This window comes from Belnapia moabensis DSM 16746 (genome assembly GCF_000745835.1).
GTDB lineage: Bacteria > Pseudomonadota > Alphaproteobacteria > Acetobacterales > Acetobacteraceae > Belnapia > Belnapia moabensis.
The window spans coordinates 9,706-22,238 of record NZ_JQKB01000071.1; the positions used below are offsets into that span (position 1 = coordinate 9,706).

General features: G+C 64.9%; 10 protein-coding genes and 3 pseudogenes. 9 read left to right on the forward strand and 4 right to left on the reverse strand.

What is annotated here, in order from left to right; genetic code table 11:
* A pseudogene (locus EP26_RS39025) lies at positions 1-116 on the reverse strand (IS630 family transposase); the annotation flags it as partial.
* Positions 117-1,098: 982 nt separating this feature from the next.
* Here EP26_RS39025 and EP26_RS24765 point away from each other — a divergent pair.
* From EP26_RS24765 to EP26_RS38270, 4 genes and pseudogenes are all read left to right on the forward strand, one after another.
* Positions 1,099-1,626: pseudogene (locus tag EP26_RS24765) on the forward strand (transposase); the annotation flags it as partial.
* Between the two features lie 492 nt (positions 1,627-2,118).
* Complete coding sequence (locus EP26_RS24770; protein ID WP_211259543.1) at positions 2,119-3,012, forward strand: IS5 family transposase; 894 nt, start codon at positions 2,119-2,121, stop codon at positions 3,010-3,012.
* Between the two features lie 102 nt (positions 3,013-3,114).
* Positions 3,115-3,342, forward strand: a complete 228-nt coding sequence (locus EP26_RS24775; RefSeq protein WP_043342623.1) for a hypothetical protein — start codon at positions 3,115-3,117, stop codon at positions 3,340-3,342.
* A gap of 187 nt (positions 3,343-3,529) precedes the next feature.
* On the forward strand, positions 3,530-3,652 hold the full coding sequence (locus tag EP26_RS38270; RefSeq protein WP_281177114.1) for a hypothetical protein: 123 nt from the start codon (positions 3,530-3,532) through the stop codon (positions 3,650-3,652).
* 542 nt (positions 3,653-4,194) lie between these two features.
* Here the strand turns inward: EP26_RS38270 and EP26_RS24780 are convergent.
* Together EP26_RS24780 and EP26_RS38275 are read right to left on the reverse strand one after the other, a co-directional pair.
* Positions 4,195-4,947, reverse strand: coding sequence for an HpcH/HpaI aldolase family protein (locus EP26_RS24780; protein ID WP_052389641.1), 753 nt, complete (start codon positions 4,945-4,947; stop codon positions 4,195-4,197).
* Between the two features lie 168 nt (positions 4,948-5,115).
* Entirely contained in the window at positions 5,116-5,238 is a 123-nt protein-coding gene (locus EP26_RS38275) for a hypothetical protein (RefSeq protein ID WP_281177115.1), read from the reverse strand.
* Positions 5,239-5,350: 112 nt separating this feature from the next.
* On the opposite strand from EP26_RS38275, the gene EP26_RS24785 reads away from it, so the two are divergent.
* Both EP26_RS24785 and EP26_RS24790 read left to right on the forward strand, forming a co-directional pair.
* Complete coding sequence (locus EP26_RS24785; protein WP_043342625.1) at positions 5,351-6,964, forward strand: tetratricopeptide repeat protein; 1,614 nt, start codon at positions 5,351-5,353, stop codon at positions 6,962-6,964.
* A 302-nt stretch (positions 6,965-7,266) separates the two neighbouring features.
* Positions 7,267-7,695 (forward strand): annotated as a pseudogene (locus tag EP26_RS24790) (class I SAM-dependent methyltransferase); the annotation flags it as partial.
* Positions 7,696-7,806: 111 nt separating this feature from the next.
* Here the strand turns inward: EP26_RS24790 and EP26_RS24795 are convergent.
* Positions 7,807-8,829: a methyltransferase gene (locus EP26_RS24795; protein WP_043342627.1), complete on the reverse strand. Its 1,023-nt coding sequence runs from the start codon at positions 8,827-8,829 to the stop codon at positions 7,807-7,809.
* Between the two features lie 362 nt (positions 8,830-9,191).
* On the opposite strand from EP26_RS24795, the gene EP26_RS38280 reads away from it, so the two are divergent.
* From EP26_RS38280 to EP26_RS24810, 3 genes are all read left to right on the forward strand, one after another.
* Positions 9,192-9,782, forward strand: coding sequence for a transposase (locus EP26_RS38280; protein WP_084112939.1), 591 nt, complete (start codon positions 9,192-9,194; stop codon positions 9,780-9,782).
* A 655-nt stretch (positions 9,783-10,437) separates the two neighbouring features.
* Complete coding sequence (locus EP26_RS24805) at positions 10,438-11,490, forward strand: SDR family oxidoreductase (RefSeq protein WP_043342629.1); 1,053 nt, start codon at positions 10,438-10,440, stop codon at positions 11,488-11,490.
* A gap of 488 nt (positions 11,491-11,978) precedes the next feature.
* Positions 11,979-12,524: a winged helix-turn-helix domain-containing protein gene (locus EP26_RS24810; RefSeq protein WP_043342630.1), complete on the forward strand. Its 546-nt coding sequence runs from the start codon at positions 11,979-11,981 to the stop codon at positions 12,522-12,524.
* Positions 12,525-12,533: the final 9 nt, after the last annotated feature.

Sequence of the window (12,533 nt, forward strand, 5' to 3'; positions counted from 1 at the left end):
AGCAGGATGATGGTGGCCCGCTGCGTATGCTTGAGCGGGCGGTTCCGGTCGCCGATGATCGCACTCAGGCGGGTGCGGTCGGCCGATCCAACGATGACACTGACGGTCTGGGCCATAGCCGGAGAATTCCACCGCAGCGGCCCGCTGTGAATCCTCCGTCTGGGTCAGTGCACTAGGAGCGCACGACCCGTAACTGCCGCGCGGCCATTCGTGCCTCCAAGGAAGGCGGCTGTGATGGCTTTGGCGCGAGCCAGTCACCAGACCGGAAACGCTCAACACAAGCCATGCCGTCCCAGGCTTGTTGGCGTCCCATGTTGGCGAGCCAGAACGCGCGCGCCGAGACACTCCACGCAATGACCGCATCTAGCCACAGAATCATGGCGATATGGGGCACCGTTCGTCCAGCCTAAGTCCCAATACGCTGTCCGGTCCCTAGTTCGTTCAGGCCCTCACGTTGGGCCTCATGATCCGTGAAGATGTTGGCGAGGACCAAGGCAGCAGTGCCAAGCAGAAATATGAGCATGGGAATCTCCTAAGTGAGTTTCCCTCCCTGAACTGCATTTATGCTGCGCTGCACAAAAGACAATAGCAAGAGCCATTTTGTGGAATTCGCGCGATCCATTCAACTACATGGTGTTAGGATCGAAATGGAAGGTGCCCCACGGCATGGGCCGCCGGTAGGTTCCGCCTTCCCAATCTCCCGGCGCCGGGAGGCTCTTTCGACTGACGCGTGCTAGCCACCCTTCTGGAGACTGGCAGCCCTGCGCGCGTAGCGGATGCGCTTTCTGGCGGTCTTCCGGCTGCGCTTGGGTCTTAGACGCACGGCAAACTCCCCCTGGTTCACTAGGGATGAACGGCGCGGTGCCGGGAAGGTTAGCGCGTCATCCGCATCGTCCGCGTTGGCGCGTGGTCCATGCCTCTCGATGGCTGCTGCGGCATGGCTGGTAGTATTCGTCAACCGGGCTGCGATCGGCTGAAGGGATCATAATAGAGGCCGAGGCTGGAGGCGCCGGCGTTGGCAATGGTGAGCTTCCTGGGCCTTCAGCATTAGCGGCCTTTGTTGTTTAGCTGGCCCGCACTCCCGCAAGGGAGTGCATACAGCGTCTCGTCGCCTGCGACCAGGCCGGCATGACGCCGCTCGTTCCCAAGCCGATGACCTCGGGTGCCAAGGCGGATGGACGGTTCGGCAAGCAGGACTTCATCGACCTGCCCGAGCAGGACGCCTACCGCTGCCCTGCCGGCGAGACCATGAAGTGGCGGTTCAACCGCATTGATGAGAACGGCAAGCTCCTGCGGCACTACTGGACCACCAAGTGCCCGGACTGCCCGATCAAGGCGCAGTGCACGGCGGCCAAGCTGCGCCGCGTCACGCGCTGGGAGCACGAAGGTGTGCTGGATGCCATGCAGCGCCGCCTCGATCAGCGACCCGATACAATGCGAGTACGGCGGCGGACGGTGGAGCACCCCTTCGGCACGCTCAAGGCATGGATGGGCGCCACCCACTTCCGCACCAAGACCCTCAAACGGGTACGAACCGAGATGAGCCTGCAGGTACTGGCCTACAACCTGAAGCGGGTCATCGCCATCAAGGGTGTCGGGGCGCTGCTGGCAGCCGCCCGGGCCTGAAGGCGGCCCCTCTGACGCCACGCTGCCGACAGGCAGCCGAGCGCCGGCCCACCTCAGCAGCAGCTAACGGCAGGGGTTTTTACACAGCCTCGGTCGGATACAGCTATAGCCCAAGCGGGCGCGGGCGAGCACCGGATGGCAGGGCTAACCTGTGCCAGGGGAGACTTATCGCATGTGACCGGCAACGCCGCTGCAATCAAGCGGTGCGGAAAAAAAGCCCACCCCTTGATGGCGAGGGATGGGCAGTTCCATTGGGATCCGAAGAAAGAGGTTGTCCAAACCTCAGTTTTCACAACTTATAGTAATCCTCTTGGTTTCTACAGGCCTGCATAGTTGTGGGAATTCTCATTATTGATGATAAGCAGTTTTCTCGGACCGCTTCAGCGGGGCATCAACGTTAAATAAGAGTCTGAACGCGAAATAAGCCTGGTCCTTCAGGTCGGTTTCGACACGTAGGTCAGTGCGCCGGCCAAGCCTCACCACGTTGGGCCGATGTCTCGCACCAGCCTACGCAGCAATGCCGACCTGCCTCCGCCTTCCGATCGCCGTGTTCCCCGACCCAGCCGTGGTGACGGCTGGAACGCCCTGGCCGACATCGAGGTCTTCGTCTTCGCGGTCGAGGCTGAGTTGGAGGCCATGGACCACGAGCGGATCGGCGTGCACCGCCGCGGCCGCAAGCCGGACCTCACGCTGCGGCGGCGGCTGATCGGACTGATTTGGACGTTGACCTTCGGCGGCCTGCAGTGGCGCGTGGCCGGCTGGCTCTCGGGTGTTCCCTTCACCACCCTGCACAGCAGCTTCGCGCGCTGGACCCGCCTGGGCCTGTGGCGCCGGCTGGGGCAACGCCTCGCGCTCGATTGGCGGCTGGCCTGCGGCGACGAGGTGCTGCCCTCCGCTGTGGTGGCCGACAGCCGCTCCCTGCGATCAGCCCCAACCGCCTGGGTGCGCGGCATCGATGGCGGCAAGCTGGTCAAGGGCGTGAAGCTGTTCGCGGTCTGCGACAAGCACGGCTCGCTGCTCGATCTCGAACTGCAGCCAGCCAACACGGACGACCGCGCGGGCGTCCTGCCGATGCTGCCGCGGCTAGCAGCACTCGGCTTCGAAGGTGACCTCCTCGGCGACAGCGGCTTCAAGGGCGCGCCCTTCGCCACGGCAGCGCTTGAGCATGACATCCATGTCTCCATCTCGCCTGGCGGCACGCGGGACGGCCGCTTCCTGCCGAACGGGATCAGATGGGTTGTGGAGCGGCTGTTCGCCTGGCTCAGCCGCTACCGGCGGCTCAACATCGTCTACGACCGCGCCGCCGACCTCTTTGCCGGGCACATCTGGATTGCAATGATCTCCATCATCTCGCGGCGGATCGTCGGCCAAACCCAGGAGCAATAAGGAGTTTATTCGCGTACAGCGTCTAAGTCAGTTCCATGAAACCGACTTCATGATAGCTAATTGAACCTAAACGGTTTTATGCGTCGTTGATGGGAGGCGGCTATGCAAGGCCCTCGCCAAGTCGGCATCGAGAACCACCGGGACCATCGGATTGAAGTGCAAGACGACGGCGCGGAAGGCTGGATACTGACCATCTACGACCCGAAAGCCTTCGAAAAATCGACTTTGCGATGCAGCGTGCCTGACGGCTTAACAACGCTGCTTAACGAGGCTCGCTCGCGCATCGACCGTCGCTTGGACGGCCAAGGATGGCACCACGAGCAGCACTGATCCGCACCTCTTAGCCCTTCGCCCCCGCACAGGGACAGCCGCTAACCTGCGGAGCGCAGGGGTTATCGCAAGGTAGACTCGTCGCGACCGCTCTCCCACAGCGACGACCTGCCGGCGCCTCAGCTTAGAAACCGGCAGGCCATGACGTCACCGCCCCGGCGGGTGAACGGGCGACGACCCGCACTGAATGGCAAATCAGACCTTCGACGCGATAGGTCCATCCGTCGCGGGCGGGCTCGACCCGCCAGGACCCATCCTCGGCCGGCCGCCAAGGCTGATCCGCCAGCAATGCCTCGAGGCCGTCTCCTGAATGGCCACGCAACGGGGTCCGCGCACGCGCTTCCGAAGTCACAGTGGCCGGGGTGGATAGCAGTTCCATGAAAACTGGAGTCGCCTGGCCGGCCAGCGGTTCCGCGAGCGGCGAAATTCGTCGCGCTAAAGCACACCATAAGCCGTGGCGTCACCGCGCCGCACATCGTCAGCGGCTCGGCCGCTGCCATTGCTCAGGGCGCGGATGCGGCGTGAGAGGCACCACTTCCAGCGGTGCCGGGCTGCACTCGGTGCTAGGGCGCCATGACCTGAGAACGAGCTGACCTGCGGTAGGGGGATCGCAGGGGCAGGGCTCGCCACAAACGTTCACGGCATCTGAAACCGAAGCATCGATCATGAGTTGTGGAGCATGAGGTCGTCAAAACCTCATGTTCTTGAGTCGGTCCCAGCGTTAGTGCCCGCCCCTTGCCATCGAGGGGCGGGCATTTTTGGCTCTCAGCCTGAAAGAGGCAGGGCCGGATCACATGCGAAAATACCGCATCGGGTTAACAGGCGCTGCTACCCCTCGCATTGCTACACCGCTCAGGCTTCGCGCTGCCGCCATTCCGCGGTCTGGCGCACCACGCTGCCGAGCATCAGCACGTCGAAGCCGTGCACTGGCAGGCGGTGGCCGCGGTCCAGCAACTGGCGGGTCTGCTCACAGGTCAGCGCAGCGGCACCGACTGGGATGTTGGTGCCGAGGATCACCCGCTCCAGATGGGCGAAGGCATCACGGAACTCTGGTGCATCAAACTGGCCGGAGACGCCCAGTTCGGTCGAGAGATCGAACTGGGCAATGATCATGCCGTCGATCCCCTCGACCCGGCAGATTGCCTCGATGTTCTCTACTGCAGCGCGAGTTTCGATAAGTAGTAGGCAAACGGTTTGGTCGCCGCGCTGTGGCAGATAGTCGAACAGGCCAACACCCCACCGGGCGTGTGCGACGAATGGCCCCCAGCCGCGCCGGCCCTGCGGCGGGTAGCGGAGCAAGGAAACGCATTCGGCCGCATCTGCGGCGGTGCGGACTTGTGGAAAGACGATGCCCTCGGCGCCGAGATCCAAGGCCGGCTTAACCCAGGCCTCATCGCAGCGGGGCACCCGTACTAGTGGAGCGCAACGTGTTCCAGCGGTTGCCGTGATCATGGCGTGCAGGCTCTCGGGCCCGACCGCGCCATGCTCCTGATCTATGACCACCCAATCCGCTCCGGCGGCCGCCATGGCCTGCACGGACACCGCTGAGGGAATGGTAGCGACATAGCCGGCAAGGGTCTCACCGTTGCGGATCCGCTGCTTCATACCTGCGATTGTCATAGGCAGATCCTTCTGTGCCGGGCGTCCTTCAGCACGGGACTGGTGCCGCCTGGGCCGCGTGTATGCCCACGGCGCCAAGCCTAGAACACCACTGAAACCGCACGAAAGATCCAATCCTGGTGATATTGGAGCGGCTATCTCGAGGCGGTTCTGTCAGCGCTCACGACAAACTTGTCGGCGGGAGATGGTGGCAGGGTTCAGGTCATGCCACTCCCAGAATAGCGCGCGCACTGGTGGCACGACGAAGATGAAGCAGGCGACGAGGGTTGGCAGCATGGGGCTGCCTCAGAGACACGATAGGTATTCTCTAACCCTACGACAGTTGGTTCTTATAAGGTGTTCTGCACTGGGGACACTCAGTCGAGCTACCCCGGCAACGGAGGAAGCGATGCGAAACCAAGCCCGCCGGGTGGCGGTCGCCCTCGGCCTCGTGCTTTGCCCCGCGCTCGGCAATGCGCAACAGCAGCATCAACATGATCATGGGGGCCAGCCGCCTGCCGCCCTCGGCGAGGTCCACTTTGCCGTGAGCTGTACCGCCGAGGGTCAAGTGGCCTTCGACGACGCGATGAGGCTGCAGCATTCCTTCTGGTACCAAGCCTCACGAAAGGCTTTCCAGCAGGTGCTTGAGCGCGACCCAGACTGCCGTATGGCCTATTGGGGCCAGGCACTGTCACTTCTCTACAATCCGTTCATTCCCGCACCGGCCAGCAACATTGCCGAGGGGCGTGCCCTGATCGAAAGGGCGCGGCAGCTTGGAATGAAAACGGAGCGCGAGACCGCCTACCTCGAGGCACTTGCTCCTCTCTTCTCAGGCGATGACGGGGCTGGGCGTCAAGGACGGCTCGAGCAGCATGAGCGTGCAATGGCACTCCTGCACGAGCGCTTTCCGGACGATCCCGAGGCGGCCATCTATTACGCCTTGGCGTTGAACATGGCTGCGCAGCCGACGGACAGAACCTATGCCAGGCAGTTGCGCGCGGGGGAGATCCTTGAGCGCGAGTCCACTCGTCGGCCGAACCACCCTGGCGTGGTGCACTACCTCATTCATACTTACGACTACCCTGCGCTTGCACAGCGTGGTGTACCTGCTGCCGAGCGCTACGCCAGCCTTGCGGCGGATGCGCCGCACGCCCTTCACATGCCCTCACACATCTTCACTCGGGTCGGACGATGGGAGGCCTCAGCCGAGACGAACAAGCGCTCGGCTGCAACCGCGCGAGCTCGCGGTGAGACAACCGACGAGCTGCACGCGACGGATTACATGGTGTACGCCTATCTGCAGACGGGCCGTGATGGTGAAGCGCGGCGCATCGTAGAGGGGCTTGGGCAGTACCAGAAACTCGACCGGCCCGTTTTCCAAGGGCCTTTCGCCTTGGCCTCTATTCCGGCGCGCTTCGCGCTTGAGCGTGGCGCCTGGGCAGAAGCCGCGGCGCTTGAGCCAAGGCAATCAGGCTTCCATCATGTGGACGCGATCACGCGCTTCGCTCGCGTGGTTGGTCTCGCCCGCACCGGACGGCAGGAGGAAGCGGCACCGGATCTGGAGGCGCTACGCGCGGCGGTGACGAGCCTGCGCCAAGCAGGCGACACCTACTGGGCCGAGCAGGTGGATATCCAGCGGCAGGCCGCGGAAGGTTGGGTGGCTTATGCGCGCGGGCAGCGCGAGGATGGACTTACAGCACTGCGCGAGGCGACCGAGCGCGAAGGCCGGACCCAGAAGCACATCGTAACGCCAGGCCCGCTGGCACCGGCGCGCGAGCAATTGGCAGAAATGCTGCTTGAGAGCGGGCAGTCAGCCGAGGCGATGCGAGAGTTCGAAGCGGTTGCGCAAACCGAGCCCAACCGCTTCCGCGCTGTGTCCGGGGCTGCTCGATCGGCGGAGCAGTTAGGGAATGGTGAAGCGGCGCGTCGCCACTACACGCATCTAATGGCAGTCGCCACGCAGGCAGATAGTGGCGCGCGACCCGAGTTGGCGGCGGCCCGAGCCTACATCGCGAAGCAGTAACACACAGACGGTGTTGGGGGGCCAGGCAGGCTCCCCCGCATCCGCTCCTACTGCTCCCAGGATTAGCCGAAGGTTGCGGAGCGCCGTTGATGGGCCCAAGGTTGGTTTGCTCGCTACGACGTAGGGGCCAGGCTACGGAATTTTCGCTCCTGACCCAAATCAGAAGTCTGCCGACGAGTAGCTGTACAAGAGAGATGTCTGCTTCCGAGTTTCAGCAAGATGCCTCCGACGGTCCAAGATAGGCGCATAGCCGACGATCCCGACTACTGAACAGCCAGATCCGCTCACCCATCCAGCGGGCGCTCCGGGAAGACGGCGTTGCCCTGGTACATTCAATCGGGCGGTCGGCCGGACCAGGGGCAACGAACCCCTGGCTGGCGAAGTACATCTTTCCGGGTGGATATTCGCCGGCGTTATCCGAGGTGCTTCCGGCAGCTGAAAAAGCCGGGCTCTGGGTGACCGACATTGAGGTGCTGCGCATGCACTACGCTCATACAATCATGCAGTGGCGCCGGCGCTTCGCCGGCAACCGCGACGCCATCGCCAGCATCTATGATGAGCGCTTTTGCCGGATGTTCGAGTTCTACCTCGCTGGATGCGAGCTGGCGTTCCGCCGCATGGGGCACAAGAACTGGCAAATGCAGCTCACGCGTCGGGTAAATGCTCTCCCGCTGACGCGTGACTATATGTTCAGCGCGGAGCGCGCAGCGGCGCGTTCTCGGCCCGGATGAGCATCTGAAGTCGAAGCCGTGCCCTAAGAGGCAGTTTTCACAATTGCTTTTGGTTGAAGAACCTGCTGCGCGGCTTGTGAAACGCACCGTGTAGGGCGTGACGCCCGCGCCTCACACCGGCGTGGCCTCGACGATCGAGACCGGCGACACCGTCGGGACGACGCGCCGCAACGCGAACCCGGCCTCTGCCAGCAGACCGCGGAACTCGTCGGCCGTCCGCTCGCGCGCGCTGCCGAACATCGCCATCATTTGCGCGTCGACCAGGTAGCTGGCCTGTCGGCCGCGCGCCGGGTCGGGCTCGAGGATCTGCTCGCCGAGCAGCAGCAGCGCCTCCGGGGCCATCGCCGCTCGGCAGGCACGGAGGATTCGCACGCAGTCCTCGTCGCGCCAGTCGTGCAGAACGCGAATCAGCATATAGACGTCCGCACCGGCGGGGACTCCGTCGAAGGCACTTCCCGCCTGCACTGTGATCCGTCCACCCATCAGTTCCTCGGGCTGGACGGAGCGCACCACGTCCTCCAGATCGAGCACCACCCCACGCGGCGTCGGGAAACGCGTCAGGATGTGGCGTAGCGCCGCGCCGTTGCCGCCACCGACGTCGCAGATCAGCCGGACGCCAGAGAAGTCGTAAGCCGCCGCAAAGGCGGCGTGGCGGTTGTCCGGGTAGTTCGCCATCATCGCGTCGAACAGACGCGCCTCCTCCGGGTGCTCGCGCAGGTAGGCGAAGCGACCCTGGCCCCAAGCTACCTCATGCGGCACCCCGCCGGTCATGGCGGCGTCAAGTTCCTCCCAGGCTCGCCAGGAGCCCCGCGCGGTTAAGAAACGCGCGGTGTGGTGCAGGCTGTTGGGAGCATCGGTGCGCAGCAGTTTGGAGCGCGGCGTGTGCGCGATGCTATCGTCGGCAGCGACGCCGAAGACGCCGAAGGATGCGAGCGCCTGGAGCACACGCATCAGCGGTTTGGGACGCACGCCGCAAGCCGCCGCCAACTCATTCAGGGCCACGCGGCCGTCGGGCCCGATCCGGTCGGCGATCCCGAGGTCGGCCACGAGGCGGAGCATGCGTGAGACCTTGAACCCCTGCAGCAGGAGGTCCAGCGCGGCCCGTTCAGGGTCGGCCATTTCGAGTTCCGCCATGGCGTACTCAGCTCCTCTCTGAGGGCAGTGACCGCTCACGGTTTCCGGATCGGATCGCCTCGACCGCCCCGATTATTCACCGAGCTTAAGCCGCCCGGGGCTCTCTGGGAAAGAAGAGCCGCGACGAGCTTGGCCTGGAGTGTGCCGTCCGCGGCACGCATGCCCATGTCCTGCCCTGCCAGAGGAGGAAGCGGCTTTGAATGCCAGTACCTTGCGTCTCATTGCGGCGGTGATCGACTGCTGTGAGCGGCCGCCCAGCGGCAAACCTGGGCACCCCTCGGCCGAGACGGTCTGAGTGCTGGCCACCTTGCGCCGCTTCCTGCGTGAGGGCACGCCATGGCGCAGCCTGACCGCCACCGAACATCAGGCCAGCGGCTCGACCCTGCGCCGCTGCCTGGCGCGCTGGTCGGGAACGGGTCTGCTGGCGAAGGTGCACGCCCTGCTGGTCAGCATGCTGCGCGGCCACCCCGACCCGATCCTCGACACCTGCTCCGTCCGCGCCAAGCGGTGGCGACCTCACCGCCCCCAACCCGACGGACCGCGGCAAGCGGGGCAGCAAGTACCACATCGCGACCGATGGAGATGGCGTGCCGGTGGCCTGCGCCGCCACGGCGGCCAACGTCAACGACACCCTCGCCTTCGAGCGGCTGTTCCTGGCCGCGTTCGCGGTCATGGCCCGCATCCGAACGGTGTTCGCGGACAAGGGGTACGACGCCGAGTACCACCGGGAGCTGTGCCGCGGCTTCGGCGCCGAGCCGCACATCCACAAGCGCGGCCAGCCACGCGGATCAGGGCTGGGCAGACGACGCTGGCCCGTCGAGCGCAGCAACGCCTGGGGGCTGGAGAACAGGCGCTTGGCGCTGCGCTACGGCCGGGTCGGCTTCATCATCCAGTCACTGCTCCAGGCCGCCTGCATATTTTTGGTTGCAGGGCAGCTCGCGCGCGAATTCTGAAAATTGGCTTTAAGCCATCCGTCATGGTTGTTGCGCCAAGAGCGTCGACCGGCATCTGCACGCGTGTGCCGGAGATCAAGGCAGTATTTTTGAAGCTACCCATGTGATCGATGGTGGCGTCGATGCAGCCGCCTGCTGATTGCTAGAGGTCAAACGGTAATGGCAACCGAGGATGCCGGCAGGCTCTCCCTTAGCCGGGCCACTTTCTGGCATCGCCGCAAACTCCAACGAGACGCATAGCCCCGACCACATCAGGCGCAGGGTAAAGCTGCCTCATGCTACCCGCCACTCTCCGTGTCGTCTGGCGCTGCATCACCCTTATCACCAGCCGCATCGATGGCGGCCTCAGGAAGGGGCTCTCGACGACGAGCCAGATAATCGCCGAGCCGGACATTTAAACAATCTTCGTTCATCATACAGGATCAACGCCTGCTGCCCGCGAAGGTGCGATTCCTTTCCGCCAGCGGGATTGGCGCGGAAGGCGGCTTGGCAAGCCGCCCCATGCTGACGGTTAACCGCAGGCTTCAGCGCCTCGCCAATTTTGCGCACCGAATGCCAGAGCGCCGCTTCGTCAAACGGTATCCATAGTTGTAGGCTTGCCCGTGGCATCCGCCCTCCCAAGTAGGATTGAGACGCGAACCTTGGGAGAACTCCTTTGCCGCGAGTCCGTCTGAAGCCGCTCTCGCGGCAAACCATCGTCGTGACCGGTGCGACCTCGGGCATCGGTCTGGCCACCGCGCGCATGGCCACCGAGCGCGGCGCCGCGGTGGTGCTGGCCGCCCGCAACGAGGACGCGCTGCGGCGGTTGGTGGAGGAGATCCGCGGCCGAGGCGGTCGGGCCGAGTATCAGGTGGCCGACGTGGCCGACCCGGCACAGGTGGACGCGGTCGCCGCCAAGGCCGTCGAGGCCTTTGGCGGTTTCGACTCCTGGGTCAACGACGCCGGTGCCTTCATCTACGGCCGGATGGAGGACGTCTCCCTTGCAGACCAGCGGCGCCTGTTCGACGTGACCTACTGGGGCGTGGTCCACGGCACCCTCGTCGCGGCGCGTCACCTCCGGCATCGGGGCGGAGCGATCATCAACGTCGGCAGCGTGCTGGGCGACCGCGCCATAGCGCTGCAGGGCCCCTATTGTGCGGCAAAGGGTGCGGTGAAGAACGCTACCGACGCGTTCCGGATGGAGCTTGAGGGCGAAGGGCTGCCGATCTCGGTTACGCTGATCAAACCCGGACCGATCGATACACCCTTTATGGAGCATGCCCGCAACGCCATGGGCACACGGGGCACTCGGAATCCGCCCCCGGCCTACCATCCTCGCGTCGCCGCCCGCGCCATCCTGCACGCCTGCGAGACGCCGGTGCGCGATCTTTATGTCGGGACCGCGGGCTGGCTGACCAGCCTCGGCGGTGCGCTCGCACCCCGGCTGACCGACTATGCCATGGAGGCGCTGGCCAAGCCGACGCAGACGAGCGAGGACCCCGGGCGGGCGGAGCGGCGCGACAACCTGTACGAGCCGAAGGAGGATCTCTCCGAGCGCAGCAGCCTCGCCGGACCGCCCCCGCGCGGCAGGAGCTTGCTGCTGGACGCGCAGATGAATCCCGGCAAGGCAGCGGCGCTGGTGGCTGGGTTCACGGCGGCGGCGCTGGGTGCGGTCCTGGCTAGGGCGAGGGCCAGCACCTCTCGCCTCCGATACCCACGCCGTAGGTGACAGCGGCCGGGAGAGCGCTCCCTGGCGCGTCCCCTGGCGCGTCCCCTGGCGGCGTCTGCCGGCCGATGGCGGTTAGGTACTTGGCGACATGCCGCAGCTATGGGTGGTGGCGGGGTCGGCCAGGTGGTCGACTACGGTCTCCGGCGTAGCCGGTAGGGGCCTCGCCAGGCCACCGCGGTAGGTACACAGCGTCCCGCTTGGAAAGGGCCGCCGGGCATAGGCTTCGGCCGGCTAGGCGATCGCGGGCCTGGAGGAGTCTGGGATCGCCGGTTCGGTTATCTCCCGGATGACAGCAGCTTCGGGGACGCGGGCGAGGGAATAGGGCAGGCCGGTGGAACACGCGAGAAGGGTGGTTTATCGCATGTGACAGGCGCTGGTCTTAGTGGATGCAGCCTGACGCTTATACCAAGTCTCCGAGAGTGTGACTCGTTGGGGATTCTCAGGCTGGCGGCGCTCTGATTCAACATGGCGAACAGGGGAGCTTCGCCATGCCCATCCCACTCCGAGCTGACTTTGACGCAGCTGGGCTTCGTGCTGCGGCTCGCCGGACCAAGGATGCGGCGCAGGCCCGCCGGCTGTTGGCTCTGGCTGCCGTTTACGCTGGAGCGTCGCGCACGGAGGCTGCCCGGATCGGCGGAGTGACGGTGCAGATCGTCCGGGACTGGGTGGTACGGTTCAACGCCGAGGGCCCGGCTGGGCTGGTTGACCGCAAGGCGCCGGGCCAGGCGTCACGGCTGAACCATACCCATCGTGCGGCCCTGGCAGAGGTGCTTGAGAGCGGCCCGATACCCGCGATCCACGGCGTGGTGCGGTGGCGGCTGATCGATCTCTGCCAGTGGCTGTGGGAGGAGCACCGGGTCACAGCCGCCAAGCAGACCATGAGCCGCGAGGTGCGGGCGCTCGGCTACCGCAAGCTCTCGGCGCGTCCTCGCCATCATGCGCAGGCGGAAGACGCCATCGAGAATTTTAAAAAACCTTTCCCGCCCGCCTGGAGGAAGTTGCGCGCGAGAAAGGCGTCACCACCAGTGCCATAGAGGTCTGGT

Coding starts and splice junctions, on each gene's coding strand:
- EP26_RS38275 (WP_281177115.1), bottom strand. CDS start 5,238: ATGCTGCCAACCCTCGTCGCCTGCTTCATCTTCGTCGTGCCACCAGTG.
- EP26_RS24780 (WP_052389641.1), bottom strand. CDS start 4,947: ATGAAGCAGCGGATCCGCAACGGTGAGACCCTTGCCGGCTATGTCGCT.
- EP26_RS24775 (WP_043342623.1), top strand. CDS start 3,115: ATGCAAGGCCCTCGCCAAGTCGGCATCGAGAACCACCGGGACCATCGG.
- EP26_RS24810 (WP_043342630.1), top strand. CDS start 11,979: ATGCCCATCCCACTCCGAGCTGACTTTGACGCAGCTGGGCTTCGTGCT.
- EP26_RS24785 (WP_043342625.1), top strand. CDS start 5,351: ATGCGAAACCAAGCCCGCCGGGTGGCGGTCGCCCTCGGCCTCGTGCTT.
- EP26_RS24770 (WP_211259543.1), top strand. CDS start 2,119: ATGTCTCGCACCAGCCTACGCAGCAATGCCGACCTGCCTCCGCCTTCC.
- EP26_RS38270 (WP_281177114.1), top strand. CDS start 3,530: ATGGCAAATCAGACCTTCGACGCGATAGGTCCATCCGTCGCGGGCGGG.
- EP26_RS24795 (WP_043342627.1), bottom strand. CDS start 8,829: ATGGCGGAACTCGAAATGGCCGACCCTGAACGGGCCGCGCTGGACCTC.